Source organism: Citrobacter telavivensis, from assembly GCA_009363175.1.
Lineage (GTDB): Bacteria > Pseudomonadota > Gammaproteobacteria > Enterobacterales > Enterobacteriaceae > Citrobacter_A > Citrobacter_A telavivensis.
Genome location: CP045205.1, coordinates 3416132 through 3435505, shown reverse-complemented (window position 1 = coordinate 3435505; position 19374 = coordinate 3416132). Strand labels below are relative to the sequence as shown.

Sequence of the window (19374 nt, the reverse complement as noted above, 5' to 3'; positions counted from 1 at the left end):
AAAGGCCGCCATCCGGCGGCCTTTGATGCCAGCCATTATTACGCCGCGAGGAGTCTGTCCATTGCCTTCTGTGCAATCACCAGGTGTTGACCGCCAAACAGTCTTGCCCGGTTGAGCAAAGTATACAGTTGGTACACCGGCTGTCGGTCGAGAAAATCTAACGGCAGTGGCGACACCGACTGATAACCATCATAAATTTGCGGCGGCTGTTCGGTATGCAACGGCAACATTGCCAGATCGCACTCTCTGTCTCCCCAGTAACAGGCCGGATCAAACAGATACGGACCGTCTGGCCCCAGTGCACAGTTTCCCGACCACAAATCGCCGTGCAGCAAAGAGGGCTGCGGCTGGTGAGAGGAGAGACGCTGTTGCACATGTTCGACAATGGCGTCGATATTACCAAAGGCGATGCCTTTTTCCGCCGCCAGTTCAAGTTGCCAGCCAATGCGCTGTTCGGCAAAGAAGGTTGACCAGCGGCGTTGCCAGGCATTGGGTTGCGGAGTGGTCGAAAGCGCGTTATCGAAATCCAGCCCAAACTGCGGCTGATCGCTCCATTCATGCAGATAGGCAAGTTGTTGCCCCAGAATAAACGCACTATGCGCGTCCAGCGGACGGGGAGGGAGATAATCCATCACCAGAAAGCTGTAATCACGATCCGCACCTACCGCCCACACTTTGGGGACCGTCACCGTATGGCTGCGTGATAACAGTTCTAATTGATCGGCTTCTGCCGTAAAGCCCGGAAGCAGTTCCCGTTCATCACATTTAACGAAGAAATCGCGTCCCGCATAGCGTAAATGCCACGCGGCATGAATCTCTCCGCCAGGCAGTTCGTTACGCAGTTCGATTTCGCCTTCACCGAGTTGCTCGCTTAAAAGACGACTGATAGCCTGCCACATGATGTCTCTCCCCATGTTGTCTGCCAGATCATAAGGTTAGCGCAAAGATGCGGTTAAAAAACACGAACTAACGCACACCGTGGACGTGTTTTCGCGGGAATGGCATTTATTGTCCGCTGTGTTCCCACTCTTCCCAGGTCATCACGCTGACCTCCGGCGCTCTATCTAACGCACTTTCAGCCAGCCCTGCGGCCAGCGCTTTGACCTCGTCCAGACTCTGGGCGCTAATCAACCCAAAGGTATTGGTTCCCAGCTCGTGCACATTCCCGCCATCATCCGTGAGAGTGAGCAGAAAACCGGCACGGGTGAGATGGTTGTTCAGTTCATTTATTTCCGTTAAGGAGTCCTCGTGGAACGTGATGGTAACAACATATCGGGTGATATCCCCACTGGCCATTTGACACCCCTTTGTAATCTCATGAGTTTGTAGCATAGACGGTGAACGCGTATGCCGACAGGTTTGGGAGAAATTCCCCCTCGAAAAGAGGGGGAAATCATTATGGCTGGCTAAGGTAAGCGTAGATTTTCTGCGTGTCGTCGTGGGAGCACAGGCGCGTTCCCTGGTTGATGGTCGCGGCGCTACCGGCCGCAACGCCGAAGCGCACCATATCCTCAAGCGAGGCGCCTTCAGCCAGTTTGAGGGTCATTGCCCCCACCATACTGTCGCCTGCGCCAACGGTGCTCTGGCTTTTAACCGGCGGCGGTACGACCTGCACGCAGGTTTCGCTGTCCACGCCCAGCGCGCCCTGGGGACCGAGAGAGACGACGACGCGCTGCGCTTTGCCGCTGCGGACAATTTCCTGCGCCGCTTTGCGCACGTCATCAGGCTGGGTGAGCTCGCGGTTAACCAGCGCGCTCAGTTCTTTCTGGTTGGGTTTGACCAGTTCAATATTGCCAATGGCTAACGCGGCCGTCAGCGCGTCGCCGGAGCTGTCAATGATGCAGCGGATCCCCTGTTTCTGCGCGGCGGTAATCAACTGGCTGAGTTTTTCGACTTTGACACCCGGCGGCAAACTGCCGCTGATCACCAGAATGGCGCCGGACTCGATCTCCAGCACCTGTTCTTCTATCTGGCGAAACTCATCGTCATTCAATGCCGCGCCGGGCATCACAAAGCGATACTGCTCGCCGCTGGATTCGACATGAACATGCAGGTTCTGACGCGTCCAGTCTTTTGCATCAATGGTTGCTACCGGAACGTTTTCATCGGCAAGCAGGGCGACCAGATGTTCGCCGGTTGCGCCGCCGACGGGGAAAATGGCGGTCGCGGTTCCGCCCAGATGGGCAATGGCGCGAGCGACGTTAATGCCCCCGCCACCGGGCTCAAATACCGGGGCAGTACAGCGGAGTTTCCCTTCGGGATAGATTTGCGGGGTGATCGTTGCGCTATCGAGAGAGGGCGCAAGCGTCAACGTATAGATACGTACCATCGTTACCTCCTGTTAGGCTGCGTTCAGTCTGGCACCGAATAGCCCTAAAGTGAAGTCATTAACAATATGATTAATTAAAGTTTATTTATTTTATTTGCCGTAAGGTTATATAAATATTTAATTGTTTTGAGAGCTCTCTTATTCAAAAAATGAAATAAGAATTCATTGCTATGTTATTCGAGCCTTTTTATAATTTGTTACCTTTCCTGGGGCGTTAGCCATTGATCCCTCTGAAAGTTTCCGGGACCGTAATGGTCTCTTTTTTTGTTGTACGGACTCTTTATAAATGAAGCTTTTAAAGACAGTTCCCGCTGCCATTCTGCTGGCGGGAGGCGTGTTTGCGTCGATGTATGCAACTGCCGATGATTCCGTTTTTACTGTCATGGATGACCCCTCAAGTGCGAAGAAACCCTTCGAAGGCAATCTCAACGCCGGTTACCTTGCGCAGTCAGGCAACACGAAAAGTTCTTCTTTGACCGCGGACACGACCATGACCTGGTACGGACAATCAACGGCCTGGTCACTGTGGGGGAATGCGAGCAATACGTCTTCCAATGATGAACGCTCTTCAGAGAAATATGCTGTTGGCGGTCGTAGTCGTTACAATGTGACCGATTATGACTACCTTTTCGGCCAGGCGAGTTGGCTGACGGACCGTTATAACGGCTACCGTGAGCGCGATGTGTTCACCGCCGGTTATGGTCGCCAGTTCCTTAACGGTCCCGTACATAGCTTCCGTTTTGAATTCGGTCCGGGCGTACGTTACGACGAACATACTGATGGCAAGACGGAAACCCAGCCGCTGGGCTATGCCTCTGGCGCGTATGCATGGCAGATTTCAGACAACACCAAATTTACGCAAGGCGTGTCGGTGTTCGGTGCTGAAGATACAACGTTGAACTCCGAGACAGCGCTGAATGTGGCAATCAATGAGCATTTTGGCCTGAAAGTGGCGTACAACGTGACGTGGAACTCAGAACCGCCGGAGACGGCGCCGGAGCACACGGACAGACGTACAACCGTCTCTCTGGGCTACCGGATGTAAGCCGAGGCCAGACTGTTCTCCAGTCTGGCTTTTTTTATTACGGTGTTTGATGACAATTCACCCGCCACGTCTTTATCCAGAATATTCACTTCGCCAGAATCTCGATGTCTGACGCGACGGGGCGCTGTTTCGCCGCTATCCCCAAATCATTGCTGCCCAGCGTAGCAATAGCATTGCACCACAGATGACGATCAGGACGACCACCATTTTCCAGTGTTTTTTGGCGAAGCGATTTGATGGCATCATTTATTTCCTGTCGGTTCCAGACGGTTAATCCTAGTGTAACAAAACTGTCAGCCAATCAGTGAATGGATATGCATCTTGCCTCGTCCAACAGGGAAGGAAAAGGAAGGGGCTATAGCACCTACTCTGCAAGCGCGTTGGTATAGTAATTAGGCTGCCGGTACTGAAGCTTCAAAAGTTCAGTCGGCGTCAGGCCGGTATAGAGGCGACATGTTTTGATGAAATGGGCCTGATCGTAGTAGCCGTGGTTGAGTGCGCTGTTCAGAACATCGCCTTCTGTCAGCAGATGGCGCAGCGTTCTCTGAAATCGGGCTGTGCGGCAAAAATAGCGTGCATCGACGCCGGTAAATTGATGAACGCGTCGTAGCATTGTCCGTTCAGTCAACCCCAACTGGTTACGGAGCGTCAAGAAAGCATCCCCATAATACAGTCGGTTCACCGCCTGAATGAGCGCGGTGTTTGCCAGATGGCAACGGTCAGTAATGGCCAGCAGCCAGCGTTCTAACCGGTTGATGCGCATTTCATACGGCAAATTAATCAGTTCCGGGATCGCCCAACGTAAACCCATATCGGTGAAGGAAACGGGAACATCATCCAGTTCATCCATCGCGACACCCAGGAGGGGGAAGCAGGTGGCAGAACGCAGTCGGATTGACAATAAATCGATTTCTCCCTGGGGGATGAATGTCATTCTGGACCTGCGCGGGCGAAGCAGGACAGCCTCGCCCTTTGGGACAGTAAGGTAATTTGCTGTCTGTTGGCTATCAAGCGGTATCGTCGCAATGCGCAGAGGATCGCCCAGGTTGAGCAGCAGTTCGCCTCCGGTCCCGGGAAAAAGCGTGGGCAACGGTGTCCCTGCTGACATTTGCCAGCACCAGAAATGGGCTATCCAGTCAGCCAGCGCCGGACTGGGCGCGCGGCGTCGTTGCATGTCGCTGTTTACCTCCGACTCAATGCCTTATTCAAACAGACAGTCTCCACTTTGGTTCCCCAGCCCCGGATGAAGGTCAAAGCGAACGACGCCTACGTGCATTCGGCCTGCTGCCGCCTTCACCATATGTGCAACACCAAGATGGCCGAAACCCGCACACAATTCAATCGCCCGGATCCCCTCGTCATAGAGCGCATCAAGGAGTTTACCCGCCTGCTGATAATCGCTCACCGCGATCGTTTTCACCTGCACCTGTTCGGTTTTTACCCAGGCGTTATGGGTCTCAGCCACCGCGTGAGGCGCAACAAAAATAAATGCCGCTTTTAAAATATCGCTCATGACTCGTTATCCTGTTTTGTTATCGAACCGGGATCTTATGTTTGATAACGTGAGCGGTATTGTACCAATCCGCCAGTCACGAGGCTGGGGACATCGACATGTCGTTCTGTCAGAGGGGAAAAACGCGTGCTAACCTCGTGACTCATCCCAATATATAACGGAAGGGTGCATTCTCCCTTTTTTTAGTGTTACCATCGTTCGACCACATTGCAGCGCTCTCGTAGCGAATGCTGATGTGTCCCAGATTGTGTGCCAATTTAGCAATTGTTGGTTAGATGGCTTCACAACTAACTGTAAACAAACAAATTTTCTCTTTGTATGTGATCTTGCGTATGGGTCACCACTGCAAATAAGGACATAACATGCCTGTTATTACTCTTCCTGATGGCAGTCAACGCCATTACGACCACGCTGTAAGCCCCATGGATGTTGCTCTGGACATCGGTCCTGGTCTGGCGAAAGCCACCCTCGCTGGCCGCGTTAATGGCGAGCTGGTTGATGCTTCTGACCTGATCGAAAATGATGCGACGCTCTCTATCATCACCGCAAAAGATGAAGAAGGGCTGGAGATCATTCGTCACTCCTGTGCACACCTGTTAGGTCATGCGATCAAACAACTTTGGCCAAATACCAAGATGGCTATCGGTCCGGTTGTCGACAATGGTTTCTACTATGATGTGGACCTTGACCGTACGTTGACCCAGGAAGATATCGATGCGCTCGAGAAGCGGATGCACGAGCTCGCTGAGAAAAATTACGATGTCATTAAGAAAAAAGTCAGCTGGCACGAAGCGCGTGAAACCTTCGTGAAGCGTGGCGAGATTTATAAAGTCTCCATTCTTGATGAAAACATTGCCCATGATGACAAACCTGGTTTGTATCATCATGAAGAATATGTCGATATGTGTCGTGGTCCGCACGTGCCGAATATGCGCTTCTGCCATCACTTTAAACTGATGAAAACCGCAGGCGCATACTGGCGTGGCGACAGCGACAACAAGATGTTGCAGCGTATCTACGGAACGGCCTGGGCAGACAAAAAAGCCCTCAGTGCTTATCTGCAACGTCTGGAAGAAGCGGCAAAACGTGACCACCGTAAAATCGGTAAGCAGCTTGACCTGTATCACATGCAGGAAGAAGCGCCGGGTATGGTGTTCTGGCATAACGACGGCTGGACTATCTTCCGCGAACTGGAAGTCTTTGTGCGCTCCAAGCTCAAAGAGTATCAGTATCAGGAAGTGAAAGGGCCGTTCATGATGGACCGTGTGCTGTGGGAAAAAACCGGGCACTGGGACAACTACAAAGATGCGATGTTCACCACCTCTTCTGAGAACCGTGAATACTGCATCAAGCCGATGAACTGTCCGGGTCACGTACAGATCTTTAATCAGGGCCTGAAATCCTACCGCGACCTGCCGCTGCGTATGGCAGAGTTTGGTAGCTGCCATCGTAACGAGCCGTCAGGTGCGCTGCATGGTCTGATGCGTGTGCGTGGCTTCACCCAGGATGATGCGCATATCTTCTGTACTGAAGAGCAAATCCGCGATGAAGTTAACGCGTGCATCCGTATGGTCTACGATATGTACAGCACCTTTGGCTTCGAGAAAATCGTCGTCAAACTTTCCACTCGTCCCGAAAAACGTATCGGTAGCGATGAAATGTGGGATCGTGCTGAGGCGGATCTGGCCGTTGCGCTGGAAGAAAACAATATCCCATTTGAATACCAACTGGGTGAAGGCGCGTTCTACGGTCCGAAAATTGAATTTACCCTGTATGACTGTCTCGATCGCGCATGGCAGTGCGGTACTGTACAGCTGGACTTCTCTCTGCCGTCTCGTCTGAGCGCCTCGTATGTGGGCGAAAACAACGAGCGTCAGGTACCGGTTATGATTCACCGCGCAATTCTTGGGTCTATGGAACGTTTCATCGGTATCCTGACTGAAGAGTTCGCCGGCTTCTTCCCGACCTGGCTTGCGCCGGTTCAGGTAGTGGTGATGAACATTACCGATTCACAGTCTGAATACGTTAACGAATTGACGCAGAAACTACAAAATGCGGGCATTCGTGTAAAAGCAGACTTGAGAAATGAGAAGATAGGCTTTAAAATCCGCGAGCACACTTTACGTCGTGTCCCTTACATGTTGGTCTGTGGCGACAAAGAGGTAGAAGCCGGCAAAGTTGCCGTGCGTACCCGTCGTGGCAAAGACTTGGGCAGCCTGGACGTAAGTGAAGTGATTGAGAAGCTGCAACAAGAGATTCGCAGCCGCAGTCTTCAACAACTGGAGGAATAAGGTATTAAAGGCGGAAAACGAGTTCAAACGGCACGTCCGAATCGTATCAATGGCGAGATTCGCGCCCTGGAAGTTCGCTTAACAGGTCTGGAAGGCGAAGCTTTGGGTATTGTGAGTCTGAGAGAAGCTATCGAAAAAGCTGAAGAAGCTGGAGTAGATTTAGTTGAAATCAGCCCTAACGCCGAACCGCCAGTTTGTCGTATCATGGACTACGGCAAGTTCCTTTATGAAAAGAGTAAGTCTTCTAAGGAACAGAAGAAAAAGCAAAAAGTTATCCAGGTTAAGGAAATTAAATTCCGTCCTGGTACCGATGATGGCGACTATCAGGTAAAACTCCGCAGCCTGATTCGCTTTCTGGAAGATGGCGATAAGGCCAAGATCACGCTGCGTTTCCGCGGTCGTGAGATGGCCCACCAACAGATTGGTATGGAAGTGCTGACGCGCGTCCGTGACGATCTGAGTGAACTGGCAGTAGTCGAATCCTTCCCTACGAAGATCGAAGGCCGCCAGATGATCATGGTGCTCGCTCCTAAGAAGAAACAGTAAGGCCTTCAAGTAGCAATGTCTGTGGAGCCTGCGGGTTCCACAGCCGTTGTTCGCCTATGTTTCGTTTATTAACAATGCGAAGTGGAAGTTATTAAAATGCCAAAAATTAAGACCGTACGCGGTGCTGCTAAGCGCTTCAAAAAAACCGGTGGTGGTGGATTTAAGCGTAAGCACGCAAACCTGCGTCATATTCTGACCAAAAAATCGACTAAGCGTAAACGTCACCTGCGTCCAAAAGGCCTTGTTTCTAAAGGCGATCTGGGCCTGGTTATCGCGTGCCTGCCGTACGCATAAGCCGTTAACGTTTTTTTTAACTTTTTAATGCCCAATCGATTTCACCGTGGTGAAAGATGAAGGGCAAATCAGAATAGATACAGGAGAGCACATATGGCTCGCGTAAAACGTGGTGTAATTGCACGCGCACGTCACAAGAAAATTTTGAAACAAGCCAAAGGCTACTATGGTGCGCGTTCTCGCGTATACCGCGTTGCCTTCCAGGCCGTTATCAAAGCAGGTCAGTATGCTTACCGTGACCGTCGTCAACGTAAGCGTCAGTTCCGTCAACTGTGGATTGCGCGTATCAACGCAGCAGCACGTCAGAACGGTATTTCTTACAGCAAATTCATCAACGGCCTGAAAAAAGCCTCTGTTGAAATCGACCGTAAGATCCTGGCTGACATCGCAGTATTCGACAAAGTAGCGTTCACCGCTCTGGTCGAAAAAGCGAAAGCAGCTCTGGCATAAGCCAGTGAAAAGAGGGAGCCTGGCTCCCTCTCTTTTATTTGTTGTACCGTCAATGAGTTGACAATTGATCCGTAACCCTTTTCAATAAAGGTTCTCCGGTTTTACCACACAAGGTAACGCAAGCATGAATGCTGCTATTTTCCGCTTCTTTTTTTACTTTAGCACCTGACTCCGGGAGGCTAGCGCGTGAAAGAAGAAACGAAAAACAGCGCAAAAAAGCCTCCTGATGGAGGCTTTTTTTGTGCCCGAAATCGAGAGATTACGTTCAACGAACCGGTGTCTTCACCGACACAATGAGGAAAACCATGTCACATCTCGCAGAACTGGTAGCCAGTGCGAAGGCGGCCATTAACCAGGCGTCAGATGTTGCCGCGTTAGACAATGTGCGCGTCGAATATTTGGGCAAAAAAGGGCACCTGACCCTTCAGATGACGACTCTGCGCGAGCTGCCACCTGAAGAGCGTCCTGCAGCCGGTGCGGTGATTAACGAAGCGAAAGAGCAGGTACAGCAGGCGCTCAACGCACGTAAAGCGGATCTGGAAAACGCCGCGCTGAATGCACGACTGGCGGCGGAAACCATCGATGTTTCTCTGCCTGGTCGTCGTATTGAAAACGGTGGTCTGCATCCGGTAACCCGTACCATCGATCGTATTGAAAGCTTCTTTGGTGAGCTTGGCTTCACCGTGGCGACCGGTCCGGAAATCGAAGATGATTACCACAACTTTGATGCGCTGAATATTCCGGGTCACCATCCGGCCCGTGCAGATCACGATACCTTCTGGTTTGATGCAACGCGTCTGCTGCGTACCCAGACGTCTGGCGTCCAGATTCGTACCATGAAAGAAAAGCAGCCGCCGATTCGTATTATCGCGCCGGGTCGCGTGTATCGTAACGACTACGATCAGACGCATACCCCGATGTTCCACCAGATGGAAGGCCTGATTGTGGATACCAACATCAGCTTTACCAACCTGAAAGGGACGCTGCATGACTTCCTGCGCAACTTCTTTGAAGAAGATTTGCAGATTCGCTTCCGTCCTTCTTATTTCCCGTTTACTGAGCCGTCTGCAGAAGTGGACGTAATGGGTAAAAACGGCAAATGGCTGGAAGTGCTGGGGTGCGGCATGGTGCATCCGAACGTTCTGCGTAACGTCGGCATCGACCCGGAAATCTACTCGGGTTTTGCGTTTGGGATGGGTATGGAGCGTCTGACCATGTTGCGTTACGGTGTCACTGACCTGCGTGCGTTCTTCGAAAACGATCTGCGTTTCCTCAAACAGTTTAAATAAAGGCAGGATAAAACAATGAAATTCAGTGAACTGTGGTTACGCGAGTGGGTTAACCCGGCTATCGACAGCGACGCGTTGTCGAATCAAATCACCATGGCAGGCCTGGAAGTTGACGGTGTTGACGCGGTCGCCGGTGAATTTAACGGCGTGGTGGTGGGTGAAGTGGTTGAATGTGGCCAGCACCCAAATGCGGACAAGCTGCGCGTGACGAAAGTTAACGTCGGTGGTGAGCGTCTGCTGGACATCGTCTGCGGCGCGCCAAACTGCCGTCAGGGGTTGAAGGTGGCGGTTGCGACTATCGGTGCCGTTCTGCCGGGCGATTTTAAAATTAAAGCGGCTAAGCTGCGCGGCGAGCCGTCCGAAGGCATGCTGTGCTCTTTCTCCGAACTGGGCATTTCCGACGATCACAGCGGCATTATTGAACTGCCGGTAGATGCGCCGATCGGTACCGACATTCGCGAGTATCTGAAGCTTAATGACAATACCATTGAGATCAGCGTCACGCCTAACCGTGCTGACTGCTTAGGGATCATCGGTGTGGCCCGCGATGTGGCTGTGCTGAACAAAGCGCCGCTGGTTGAGCCGGAAATCGTGCCGGTTGCGGCAACTGTCAGCGATGTCCTGCCGATTACCGTAGAAGCCTCCGACGCCTGCCCGCGGTATCTGGGTCGTGTGGTGAAAGGCATCAATGTGAAAGCGCCTACACCGTTGTGGATGAAAGAAAAACTGCGTCGTTGTGGTATTCGCTCCATTGATGCGGTGGTTGACGTTACCAACTACGTGTTGCTCGAACTGGGTCAGCCGATGCACGCCTTTGATAAAGACCGCATTGAAGGCGGGATTGTCGTTCGCATGGCGAAAGAGGGCGAAACGCTGGTGCTGCTCGATGGCAGTGAAGCGAAGCTGAACGCAGATACGCTGGTGATTGCCGATCATCAGAAAGCGCTGGCGATGGGCGGCATCTTTGGTGGCGAACATTCAGGCGTGAACGATGAAACACAAAACGTGCTGCTGGAATGTGCATTCTTCAGCCCGCTGTCGATTACCGGTCGTGCGCGCCGTCATGGCCTGCATACCGATGCTTCTCACCGCTATGAGCGCGGTGTCGATCCTGCGCTGCAGTACAAAGCGATGGAACGTGCCACCCGTCTGCTGATGGACATCTGCGGCGGCGAAGCCGGTCCGGTCATTGATGTGACGGATGAAGCGACGCTGCCGAAGCGTGCCACCATTACGTTGCGCCGTAGCAAACTGGATCGCCTGATTGGTCATCACATTGCTGATGCGCTGGTGAGCGACATTCTGCGTCGTCTGGGCTGTGATGTGACAGAAGGCGAAGGCGAGTGGCAGGCCGTTGCGCCGAGCTGGCGTTTCGACATGGAAATTGAAGAAGACCTGGTTGAAGAAGTCGCCCGCGTGTATGGCTACGACAACATCCCTGACGAACCCATCCAGGCCGGTCTTATCATGGGGACGCATCGTGAAGCGGATCTGTCGCTGAAACGTGTGAAAACCTTGCTGAACGACAAAGGCTACCAGGAAGTCATTACCTATAGCTTCGTCGATCCGAAAGTACAGCAGTTGCTCCACCCAGGTGAAGAGGCGCTGCTGCTGCCAAGCCCAATCTCCATCGAAATGTCGGCAATGCGCCTGTCGCTGTGGACAGGGTTACTGGCAACGGTGGTATACAACCAGAACCGTCAGCAGAACCGCGTACGTATTTTTGAAAGCGGGCTGCGTTTTGTGCCGGATACCCAGGCCAACCTGGGCATTCGTCAGGATCTGATGCTGGCTGGCGTTATCTGTGGTAACCGCTACGATGAGCACTGGGACCTGGCAAAAGAGACCGTTGATTTCTATGATTTGAAGGGCGATCTGGAAGCGGTGTTGGATCTGACCGATAAACTCGGCGACATTCAGTTCAGAGCAGAGGCCAATCCTGCACTGCATCCAGGACAGTCTGCAGCGATTTATCTGAAAGGTGAACGCATTGGTTTCATTGGTGTTGTTCATCCTGAACTGGAACGTAAGCTGGATCTCAATGGCCGTACTCTGGTGTTCGAACTGGAGTGGAACAAGCTCGCAGACCGCGTGGTGCCTCAGGCGCGCGAGATTTCACGCTTCCCGGCGAACCGTCGCGACATCGCTGTCGTTGTCGCAGAAAACGTTCCCGCTGCTGATATTTTATCCGAGTGTAAGAAAGTTGGCGTAAATCAGGTAGTTGGCGTAAACTTATTTGACGTGTACCGTGGTAAGGGTGTTGCGGAGGGGTATAAGAGCCTCGCCATTAGCCTGATCCTTCAGGATACCAGCCGTACACTCGAAGAAGAGGAGATTGCCGCTACCGTCGCCAAATGTGTAGAGGCATTAAAAGAGCGATTCCAGGCATCATTGAGGGATTGAACCTATGGCGCTTACAAAAGCTGAAATGTCAGAATATCTGTTTGATAAGCTTGGGCTTAGCAAGCGGGATGCCAAAGAACTGGTCGAACTGTTTTTCGAAGAGATCCGTCGTGCTCTGGAAAACGGTGAGCAGGTAAAACTCTCTGGTTTTGGTAACTTCGATCTGCGTGATAAGAATCAACGTCCGGGACGTAACCCGAAAACGGGCGAAGATATTCCCATTACAGCACGGCGCGTAGTGACCTTCAGACCCGGACAGAAGTTAAAGAGCCGAGTCGAAAACGCTTCGCCCAAAGATGAGTAATCAGATCTAACCAAAAAGGCCGCTTTTGCGGCCTTTTTTCTTTTCTGCGAAGATGTCGCACCGTAGAATCAATGACATCTTTTTCAGTTGAACGGAAATCATGCTGACTTTTGCCCGTCAACAACAGCGACAACATGTGCGCTGGATCCTGAGCCTGTCGGTACTGATGCTACTGACACTGCTGTTAAGTCTGTGCGCCGGAGAGCAGTGGATATCGCCTGCTGACTGGCTGACGCCGCGCGGTGAACTCTTTGTCTGGCAAATTCGCCTTCCGCGCGCGCTGGCCGTGCTGCTGGTAGGGGCGGCGCTGGCCTTGTCCGGCGCAGTGATGCAGGCACTGTTTGAAAACCCGCTTGCGGAACCGGGGCTGCTCGGCGTCTCCAACGGTGCAGGCGTGGGACTGATCGCCGCAGTGCTGCTGGGGAAGGGCGTGCTTCCACACTGGGTGCTCGGACTGTGTGCCATTGTCGGCGCGCTGGTCATTACCCTGATCCTCTTGCGTTTTGCCCGCCGTCATCTTTCGACCAGTCGCCTGCTGCTTGCCGGGGTGGCGCTGGGGATTATCTGTAGCGCCCTGATGACCTGGGCCATCTATTTTTCAACCTCATTCGATCTGCGTCAGTTAATGTACTGGATGATGGGTGGGTTTGGCGGCGTCAACTGGGAGCAGGCATGGCTGATGCTGGCCCTGATCCCGGTACTGGTGTGGATCTGCTGTCAGTCACAGGCGATGAACATGCTGGCGTTGGGAGAAACGTCTGCCCGACAGTTGGGACTTCCCCTGTGGTTCTGGCGTAATTTGTTGGTGGTCGCTACCGGGTGGATGGTCGGGGTGAGCGTGGCGCTTGCGGGGGCCATTGGTTTTATTGGCCTGGTGATCCCCCATATTCTACGCCTGTGCGGCTTAACGGACCATCGCGTCCTGTTGCCTGCCTGCGCGCTGGCGGGCGCCATTGCGCTGCTGCTGGCGGATGTAGTGGCTCGGCTGGCGCTTGCTTCTGCGGAGTTACCGATTGGCGTGGTCACCGCGACGCTCGGGGCGCCGGTCTTTATCTGGCTGTTACTCAAAGCCGGACGTTAGGTATGACAAGACGGTCTATGATTAGATGCTGGTATTTGAATCACTCACGATCCTGGAGAGGCTATGCAAGACTCGATTCTGAACACTGAAGTGACGACGATTGATGGCGAGGTCACGACCCTCGAAAAGTATGCGGGCAATGTGCTGCTGGTGGTGAACGTGGCGTCAAAATGCGGTCTGACCCCGCAGTATGAGCAACTGGAAAATATTCAGAAAGCGTGGGCCGATCGTGGCTTTACCGTGCTGGGCTTTCCCTGCAATCAGTTCCTCGGACAGGAACCTGGCAGCGAAGATGAGATTAAAACTTACTGTGCCACGACCTGGGGCGTGACCTTCCCGATGTTCAGCAAGATTGAGGTGAACGGGGACGGGCGCCATCCGCTGTACCAGAAGCTGATTGCCGCTGCGCCGACGGCGGTGGCCCCTGAAGGAAGCGGTTTTTATGAGCGAATGGTCAGCAAAGGGCGCGCGCCGCTTAATCCGGGCGATATCCTGTGGAACTTCGAGAAGTTCCTCGTGGGCCGGGATGGCAAGGTAGTACAGCGTTTTTCACCTGATATGACGCCGGAAGATCCTATCGTCATGGAAAGTATCAAACTCGCGTTGGCTAAATAATGTCTTCACTGATGCAGTTACAGGATGTTGCCGATATCCCCCGGTTGGGGCCTTTGTGTGGGGAGATCCGCGCGGGGGAAATCCTGCATCTGGTAGGGCCGAACGGTGCCGGGAAAAGCACGCTGCTGGCGCGAATGGCTGGCCTAACCAGTGGCGCGGGAACCATCACCCTGGCCGGTACTGAGCTGGCGTCGTGGCCCGCAGCCAAACTTGCCCGGCATCGCGCTTATCTGGCGCAGCAGCAGAATCCGCCCTTTGCGATGCCGGTATGGCACTTTCTGACGCTGCATCAGGCGGACAAAACGCGGACTGACCAGCTTACTGCGGTGGCCGAGTCGCTGGGGCTGGCAGACAAGCTCGGGCGCAATGCGAAGGAACTCTCGGGCGGTGAATGGCAGCGTGTACGCCTTGCTGCCGTGATCCTGCAAATCGCGCCAGAGACCAATCCGCAGGGGCAGTTGCTGCTACTTGATGAACCCATGAACAGCCTCGATGTTGCACAACAGAATGCGCTGGATCGCATTCTGAATCGCCTGTGTGAGCAGGGGATTGCCATCGTGATGAGTAGTCACGATCTGAATCATACCTTGCGTCACGCGCATCGGGCATGGTTGCTCAAACAGGGGAAACTGCTTGCCAGCGGTCCGCGTGATGAGGTGCTGACACCGGCGCATTTAACACGAGCCTATGGGCTGCACTTCCGGCGTCTTGACATCGAAGGTCACAGAATGGTTATATCAACCACTTAAACGAAATGGTTTCTTGAAAACCCGCGTAAATACCCGCTATATGGGGTGAAGAATAGAAAAACAGAGGATTCGCCTGAATGCGTTTCTGGTTTCTTTTTTGCACAGCACTGTTGTTGGCAGGATGTAGTAGCCACCGAGCGCCGCCGCCCAATGCCCGGCTCTCTGATTCCATCACCGTTATTGCCGGATTAAATGATCAACTCCAGACCTGGCGCGGTACACCGTATCGTTACGGCGGCATGAGCCGCGGTGGCGTGGATTGTTCCGGCTTTGTGCTGATGACCATGCGCGACCAGTTCGCTTTGCAACTGCCGCGTGAAACCCGTCAACAGGCAAAACTGGGGACGGAAATCGATAAAGATGAATTACTGCCTGGCGATCTGGTGTTTTTCAAAACCGGATCGGGAGAGAGCGGTTTACATGTGGGTATTTATGATACCAACGGTCAATTTATTCATGCGTCAACCAGTCGTGGCGTGATGCGCTCGTCGCTGGATAATGTTTACTGGCGGAAAAACTTTTGGCAGGCGAGACGGATTTAGTTGCAAAGTGTTATTTCTGATTGAGGGCGCGCCTCGCTTTTATTGTCGGGAAAAGAACAATGCTGGCTAAGTGTTTATAATCAGGATAAGCTGAAAACAAAGGAACCGGGACTCCGGGTGAAAAGGACAACATGAACATTTCCCCTCTGTCATTAAAAAAGATGGATGACGACATCCTGTGTAATAGGTTGCCGAATCACTCCCAGTGTGTGGGGCTACCGTGATGAATATTTCACTGGATAATGTGTACCATTCTGAACTCTATTTTCAGCCCGCCCGGAATGTACAACGGAAACTTATCGGTTTAAGTATTATCGCAAACTTTGTCAGTGATGACTACAAGGTTCGCATCCCTACGGATCTGGTGCTTCCGCGACTTTCTCCCGAAGAGCAGTGCCAACTGTTTGTCGAAAAACTGGCCCTGCTCGAAACGTGCCAACACTTTTTTATTCAACATAAACTTGTCGCCTGGATTTATATAACCCCGGCAGTTGTACCGTTATTATTAATGGATAGTGAGCGCGTTTCTGCCGTTAAACGATTTTCATTTCTGGAATTGATGATTAATGAGAATTTTCCCGAACTGTCTGACGGAAAAGAGAATAAAACGCTGACCGCGCTTGTCGAACGTTTTCCTCTGGTACTGGCCAATTTCGGTGCAGGAGAAAGTGCCAACAAAGCCATATTCGATGGGTTATTTAAACGCATAATACTGGACCGGAATTTTGTTCATCGCCGGGCTACGCAGCTCTCCTTCGAACCGTTCATGCGCGCCATTCTCACGCAAGTTTCCCCTTATTGTGAATCGCTGATGATCGCCGGTATCGACAACGAAGCGATGTTGACCCGCGTGATGCCATTCGGTTTTGGTGCCATGCAGGGCGGTCTGTGGCCTGCTGTCACCGCGGATCAGGTAACCCAGTTACTCCACGGATAACCTTTCTGTTTGCTGGTGTTTATGCCGGTATTAACCGTCTACACTACAGGCAGGAGGCCCTATGACCCTGTCTTTTACAGCCCGCTGGCGCGATGAACTGCCAGCAACATTTACCGCACTGTCGCCAACGCCGCTGAATAAGTCACGGCTGATTTGGCACAATGATGCGCTTGCCGAACAACTGGGTATCCCCGACTCGCTTTTTCATCCTGACGGCCCGGCGGGGGTCTGGGGCGGTGAGACACTGCTAGCGGGAATGTCTCCGCTGGCGCAGGTCTATAGCGGTCATCAGTTTGGCGTCTGGGCGGGCCAACTGGGCGACGGGCGTGGCATCTTGCTGGGTGAGCAGTTGCTTGCCGATGGCAGCACGATGGACTGGCATCTGAAAGGCGCGGGTTTGACGCCGTATTCGCGCATGGGGGATGGTCGTGCGGTATTGCGCTCCACTCTCCGTGAAAGCCTCGCCAGTGAAGCGATGCACTATCTGGGGATACCGACAACCCGGGCGCTGGCGATTGTCACCAGCGAAACGCCGGTTTACCGTGAAACGGTGGAGGCGGGGGCGATGCTGATGCGACTGGCGCAAAGCCACATGCGATTCGGCCATTTTGAGCATTTCTATTATCGCCGCGAACCGGAAAACGTTCAGCAACTGGCGGATTTCGCGATTCGCCATTACTGGCCGCACCTCCAGCAGGAAGCCGATAAGTACATTCTCTGGTTTCGCGACGTGGTCGCGCGGACCGCGTCACTGATAGCCGACTGGCAAACCGTAGGTTTTGCGCACGGGGTGATGAACACCGATAACATGTCGATTCTTGGACTGACGATGGACTACGGTCCGTTTGGTTTTCTGGATGATTATGAGCCGGGGTTCATTTGTAACCATTCAGACCATCAGGGGCGCTACAGTTTCGATAATCAACCTGCGGTGGGTCTGTGGAATCTACAGCGACTCGCGCAAAGCCTGTCGCCCTTTATCCCGGTTGAGGCGCTGAATGATGCCCTCGACGGCTACCAGGCGGCGCTATTGACGCGCTACGGTCAGCGGATGCGGCAGAAACTGGGCTTCATGACCGAACAAAGGGATGACAACGAACTGCTGAACGAATTGTTCAGCCTGATGGCCCGCGAGCGCAGTGACTACACCCGCACCTTCCGCATGCTGAGCGTCACCGAACAGCAGAGCAGCGCATCGCCCTTGCGCGATGAATTTATCGACCGTGCCGCATTTGACGACTGGTTCTCGCGCTACAGAACGCGTTTACAGCGCGATGAAGTCGCCGATGCGACGCGCCAGTCGCTGATGCAAAGCGCCAATCCGTCCGTGGTGCTACGTAACTGGCTGGCGCAACGAGCTATTGAAGCGGCGGAAAAAGGCGATATGAGCGAACTGCATCGCTTGCACGCCGTACTGCGGGAGCCTTTCCGCGAGCGCGATGATGATTACAGCCATCGTCCGCCGGACTGGGGAAAGCGTCTGGAAGTCAGCTGTTCAAGCTGATGTTCTACTTGGTCAGCAAGAGTTTACCTGCCTGCGTTCGACGCAGCAGGTACTCCTGACCGTCGTGATCGATAATTACCTTACCGTCATCACCTAACAGTTTCTGACTGCTGATCTTGCGGATGGGCGCAGGCGGGGGAACCGCGTTTTCTTGTTCCTTAAGACGGGGTGCTTCAATGTTATCCATACGGGTATCACGGCTGATTAATAATAATTAATGTCACAATGATTTTTATTATCAATAATGTGCGCGACAACAACAAGTATTAAATGTGGTAGTTTGCGAAAAGGGGAGAAGAATTGCCCATCCCCGAAAGGATGGGCGAGCGGTCAGAAACGACTGTCAACCGCGCAGGCCAGCTTGCTCAGCAGCAGTTCAGTGTCTTCCCAGTTAAGGCAAGGATCGGTTACCGACTGACCGTAGACCAGCGGCTGTCCGCTGACGATTTTCTGCGTACCTTCACGCAGAAAACTTTCCGCCATAATACCGGCGATGGCCGTCGATCCGTTACGGATCTGCTGGCAAATATCATCACAGACATCCAACTGACGACGATGCTGTTTCTGGCAGTTGCCGTGGCTGAAATCAACGACCAGATGTTCAGGCAGATCAAATTCATGCAGCGTACTGCAGGCCGCCGCAATATCTTCAGCATGGTAGTTTGGCTTTTTGCCGCCACGCATAATGATATGGCCATAGGGGTTACCGCTGGTCTGATAAATGGTCATCTGACCGGTCTTATCAGGCGAGAGGAACATATGACTGGCGCGGGAGGCGCGGATCGCGTCAACGGCGATACGGGTATTTCCGTCGGTGCCGTTTTTAAAGCCGACCGGGCAGGAGAGTGCCGAGGCCATTTCGCGGTGGATCTGGCTTTCGGTGGTTCGCGCGCCAATGGCGCCCCAACTGATCAGATCGGCAATAAATTGCCCGGTCACCATATCGAGAAATTCCGTGGCGGTCGGGATGCCCAGTTCATTGACCTGCAACAGCAGTTTGCGCGCCAGTTCAATACCGTGGTTCACGCGATAGCTGCCATTGAGGTCCGGATCGGAAATGAGACCTTTCCAGCCGACGACAGTGCGTGGCTTTTCAAAATAGGTGCGCATGACGATTTCCAGGCGCGCCTGGTGCTGAGTACGCAGCGCCTGTAAACGCGTGGCGTACTCCAGAGCGGCGTCAAGATCGTGAATGGAGCACGGTCCCACAATGACCAGCAAACGGCGGTCTTCGCCATTCAGTATTCTTTCTATCCGGCGTCGGGAGTCGGTGACGTGGCTGGCGACGGCGGACGACACAGGATGCCGTTGCGCAAGTTCAGCGGGCGTAACCAGACTGTCTATACGCGCGGTACGCAGTTCATCGGTTCTGTTCATGACAATTCTCAGAAATTTGTGGCTTCTACGGCAGAGGTACCGGGAAGTGATGGGCACAACCTTAAACCAATCCCTGCTGATTTCAAGTGCGAGGTGGATCACACC

General features: G+C 53.1%; 23 protein-coding genes and 1 other annotated feature. Of the genes, 15 read left to right on the top strand and 8 right to left on the bottom strand.

Translation table 11 applies throughout. The annotated features are described in order from the left end of the window. Positions 1–38: 38 nt before the first annotated feature. The 3 genes from GBC03_18690 to pfkB all read right to left on the bottom strand — a co-directional run bounded on the left by GBC03_18690 (position 39) and on the right by pfkB (position 2329). On the bottom strand, positions 39–899 hold the full coding sequence (locus GBC03_18690) for a phosphotransferase (protein QFS74058.1): 861 nt from the start codon (positions 897–899) through the stop codon (positions 39–41). A gap of 106 nt (positions 900–1005) precedes the next feature. After that, a complete protein-coding gene (gene ghoS / locus GBC03_18685; protein ID QFS72091.1) occupies positions 1006–1296 on the bottom strand; it encodes a type V toxin-antitoxin system endoribonuclease antitoxin GhoS in 291 nt (96 codons plus the stop codon). A gap of 100 nt (positions 1297–1396) precedes the next feature. After that, on the bottom strand, positions 1397–2329 hold the full coding sequence (gene pfkB, locus GBC03_18680) for a 6-phosphofructokinase II (GenBank protein ID QFS72090.1): 933 nt from the start codon (positions 2327–2329) through the stop codon (positions 1397–1399). Between the two features lie 286 nt (positions 2330–2615). On the opposite strand from pfkB, the gene GBC03_18675 reads away from it, so the two are divergent. Beyond that, on the top strand, positions 2616–3374 hold the full coding sequence (locus tag GBC03_18675) for a DUF481 domain-containing protein (protein ID QFS72089.1): 759 nt from the start codon (positions 2616–2618) through the stop codon (positions 3372–3374). 135 nt (positions 3375–3509) lie between these two features. Here the strand turns inward: GBC03_18675 and GBC03_18670 are convergent, their stop codons facing one another. From GBC03_18670 to GBC03_18660, 3 genes are all read right to left on the bottom strand, one after another. After that, a complete protein-coding gene (locus GBC03_18670) occupies positions 3510–3617 on the bottom strand; it encodes a hypothetical protein (protein QFS74057.1) in 108 nt (35 codons plus the stop codon). A 121-nt stretch (positions 3618–3738) separates the two neighbouring features. Further along, positions 3739–4548 (bottom strand): helix-turn-helix domain-containing protein, encoded by an 810-nt coding sequence (locus GBC03_18665; protein ID QFS72088.1) that lies wholly within the window; start codon positions 4546–4548, stop codon positions 3739–3741. Between the two features lie 27 nt (positions 4549–4575). Continuing rightward, the gene (locus tag GBC03_18660) at positions 4576–4887 is read right to left on the bottom strand and encodes a hypothetical protein (GenBank protein QFS72087.1); all 312 of its coding nucleotides are present in this window, start codon (positions 4885–4887) and stop codon (positions 4576–4578) included. A 362-nt stretch (positions 4888–5249) separates the two neighbouring features. On the opposite strand from GBC03_18660, the gene thrS reads away from it, so the two are divergent. The 14 genes from thrS to GBC03_18590 all read left to right on the top strand — a co-directional run bounded on the left by thrS (position 5250) and on the right by GBC03_18590 (position 17892). Further along, positions 5250–7178, top strand: a complete 1929-nt coding sequence (gene thrS, locus GBC03_18655; protein QFS72086.1) for a threonine--tRNA ligase — start codon at positions 5250–5252, stop codon at positions 7176–7178. A gap of 3 nt (positions 7179–7181) precedes the next feature. After that, positions 7182–7724 (top strand): translation initiation factor IF-3, encoded by a 543-nt coding sequence (gene infC, locus GBC03_18650; GenBank protein QFS72085.1) that lies wholly within the window; start codon positions 7182–7184, stop codon positions 7722–7724. Between the two features lie 96 nt (positions 7725–7820). Beyond that, on the top strand, positions 7821–8018 hold the full coding sequence (rpmI, locus tag GBC03_18645) for a 50S ribosomal protein L35 (protein QFS72084.1): 198 nt from the start codon (positions 7821–7823) through the stop codon (positions 8016–8018). A gap of 93 nt (positions 8019–8111) precedes the next feature. Continuing rightward, complete coding sequence (gene rplT, locus GBC03_18640) at positions 8112–8468, top strand: 50S ribosomal protein L20 (protein ID QFS72083.1); 357 nt, start codon at positions 8112–8114, stop codon at positions 8466–8468. A gap of 119 nt (positions 8469–8587) precedes the next feature. Beyond that, positions 8588–8711: a sequence feature (Phe leader region), on the top strand. Next, positions 8593–8637 carry a phenylalanyl--tRNA ligase operon leader peptide gene (locus GBC03_18635; protein ID QFS74056.1) on the top strand — a complete coding sequence of 15 codons (45 nt, stop codon included), beginning with the start codon at positions 8593–8595 and terminating at the stop codon, positions 8635–8637. Its footprint overlaps the feature before it by 45 nt. Positions 8712–8773: 62 nt before the next feature. Beyond that, entirely contained in the window at positions 8774–9757 is a 984-nt protein-coding gene (gene pheS, locus GBC03_18630; GenBank protein ID QFS72082.1) for a phenylalanine--tRNA ligase subunit alpha, read from the top strand. Between the two features lie 15 nt (positions 9758–9772). Further along, positions 9773–12160 carry a phenylalanine--tRNA ligase subunit beta gene (pheT, locus tag GBC03_18625; protein QFS72081.1) on the top strand — a complete coding sequence of 796 codons (2388 nt, stop codon included), beginning with the start codon at positions 9773–9775 and terminating at the stop codon, positions 12158–12160. A 4-nt stretch (positions 12161–12164) separates the two neighbouring features. Further along, a complete protein-coding gene (gene ihfA, locus GBC03_18620) occupies positions 12165–12464 on the top strand; it encodes an integration host factor subunit alpha (GenBank protein QFS72080.1) in 300 nt (99 codons plus the stop codon). A gap of 100 nt (positions 12465–12564) precedes the next feature. After that, positions 12565–13545: a vitamin B12 ABC transporter permease BtuC gene (gene btuC / locus GBC03_18615; protein QFS72079.1), complete on the top strand. Its 981-nt coding sequence runs from the start codon at positions 12565–12567 to the stop codon at positions 13543–13545. A gap of 63 nt (positions 13546–13608) precedes the next feature. Then, the gene (locus GBC03_18610) at positions 13609–14160 is read left to right on the top strand and encodes a glutathione peroxidase (protein ID QFS72078.1); all 552 of its coding nucleotides are present in this window, start codon (positions 13609–13611) and stop codon (positions 14158–14160) included. After that, positions 14160–14909, top strand: a complete 750-nt coding sequence (gene btuD, locus GBC03_18605; protein ID QFS72077.1) for a vitamin B12 ABC transporter ATP-binding protein BtuD — start codon at positions 14160–14162, stop codon at positions 14907–14909. Before GBC03_18610 ends, btuD begins: the two co-directional genes overlap by 1 nt. A 77-nt stretch (positions 14910–14986) precedes the next feature. Next, complete coding sequence (locus tag GBC03_18600) at positions 14987–15451, top strand: endopeptidase (GenBank protein ID QFS72076.1); 465 nt, start codon at positions 14987–14989, stop codon at positions 15449–15451. Between the two features lie 223 nt (positions 15452–15674). Further along, the gene (locus GBC03_18595; protein ID QFS72075.1) at positions 15675–16388 is read left to right on the top strand and encodes an EAL domain-containing protein; all 714 of its coding nucleotides are present in this window, start codon (positions 15675–15677) and stop codon (positions 16386–16388) included. A gap of 61 nt (positions 16389–16449) precedes the next feature. Next, a complete protein-coding gene (locus tag GBC03_18590; GenBank protein ID QFS72074.1) occupies positions 16450–17892 on the top strand; it encodes a YdiU family protein in 1443 nt (480 codons plus the stop codon). Positions 17893–17896: 4 nt separating this feature from the next. Here the strand turns inward: GBC03_18590 and hemP are convergent, their stop codons facing one another. After that, positions 17897–18079 carry a hemin uptake protein HemP gene (gene hemP / locus GBC03_18585; GenBank protein ID QFS72073.1) on the bottom strand — a complete coding sequence of 61 codons (183 nt, stop codon included), beginning with the start codon at positions 18077–18079 and terminating at the stop codon, positions 17897–17899. Positions 18080–18222: 143 nt separating this feature from the next. Next, a complete protein-coding gene (gene aroH / locus GBC03_18580; protein ID QFS72072.1) occupies positions 18223–19269 on the bottom strand; it encodes a 3-deoxy-7-phosphoheptulonate synthase AroH in 1047 nt (348 codons plus the stop codon). Positions 19270–19374 lie beyond the last annotated feature (105 nt).

Bases quoted from the DNA above. Each gene is read 5' to 3' on its own strand.
- GBC03_18690 (QFS74058.1), bottom strand. From the start codon at position 899: ATGTGGCAGGCTATCAGTCGTCTTTTAAGCGAGCAACTCGGTGAAGGC.
- ghoS (QFS72091.1), bottom strand. From the start codon at position 1,296: ATGGCCAGTGGGGATATCACCCGATATGTTGTTACCATCACGTTCCAC.
- pfkB (QFS72090.1), bottom strand. From the start codon at position 2,329: ATGGTACGTATCTATACGTTGACGCTTGCGCCCTCTCTCGATAGCGCA.
- GBC03_18675 (QFS72089.1), top strand. From the start codon at position 2,616: ATGAAGCTTTTAAAGACAGTTCCCGCTGCCATTCTGCTGGCGGGAGGC.
- GBC03_18670 (QFS74057.1), bottom strand. From the start codon at position 3,617: ATGCCATCAAATCGCTTCGCCAAAAAACACTGGAAAATGGTGGTCGTC.
- GBC03_18665 (QFS72088.1), bottom strand. From the start codon at position 4,548: ATGCAACGACGCCGCGCGCCCAGTCCGGCGCTGGCTGACTGGATAGCC.
- GBC03_18660 (QFS72087.1), bottom strand. From the start codon at position 4,887: ATGAGCGATATTTTAAAAGCGGCATTTATTTTTGTTGCGCCTCACGCG.
- thrS (QFS72086.1), top strand. From the start codon at position 5,250: ATGCCTGTTATTACTCTTCCTGATGGCAGTCAACGCCATTACGACCAC.
- rpmI (QFS72084.1), top strand. From the start codon at position 7,821: ATGCCAAAAATTAAGACCGTACGCGGTGCTGCTAAGCGCTTCAAAAAA.
- rplT (QFS72083.1), top strand. From the start codon at position 8,112: ATGGCTCGCGTAAAACGTGGTGTAATTGCACGCGCACGTCACAAGAAA.
- pheS (QFS72082.1), top strand. From the start codon at position 8,774: ATGTCACATCTCGCAGAACTGGTAGCCAGTGCGAAGGCGGCCATTAAC.
- pheT (QFS72081.1), top strand. From the start codon at position 9,773: ATGAAATTCAGTGAACTGTGGTTACGCGAGTGGGTTAACCCGGCTATC.
- ihfA (QFS72080.1), top strand. From the start codon at position 12,165: ATGGCGCTTACAAAAGCTGAAATGTCAGAATATCTGTTTGATAAGCTT.
- btuC (QFS72079.1), top strand. From the start codon at position 12,565: ATGCTGACTTTTGCCCGTCAACAACAGCGACAACATGTGCGCTGGATC.
- GBC03_18610 (QFS72078.1), top strand. From the start codon at position 13,609: ATGCAAGACTCGATTCTGAACACTGAAGTGACGACGATTGATGGCGAG.
- btuD (QFS72077.1), top strand. From the start codon at position 14,160: ATGTCTTCACTGATGCAGTTACAGGATGTTGCCGATATCCCCCGGTTG.
- GBC03_18600 (QFS72076.1), top strand. From the start codon at position 14,987: ATGCGTTTCTGGTTTCTTTTTTGCACAGCACTGTTGTTGGCAGGATGT.
- GBC03_18595 (QFS72075.1), top strand. From the start codon at position 15,675: ATGAATATTTCACTGGATAATGTGTACCATTCTGAACTCTATTTTCAG.
- GBC03_18590 (QFS72074.1), top strand. From the start codon at position 16,450: ATGACCCTGTCTTTTACAGCCCGCTGGCGCGATGAACTGCCAGCAACA.
- hemP (QFS72073.1), bottom strand. From the start codon at position 18,079: ATGGATAACATTGAAGCACCCCGTCTTAAGGAACAAGAAAACGCGGTT.
- aroH (QFS72072.1), bottom strand. From the start codon at position 19,269: ATGAACAGAACCGATGAACTGCGTACCGCGCGTATAGACAGTCTGGTT.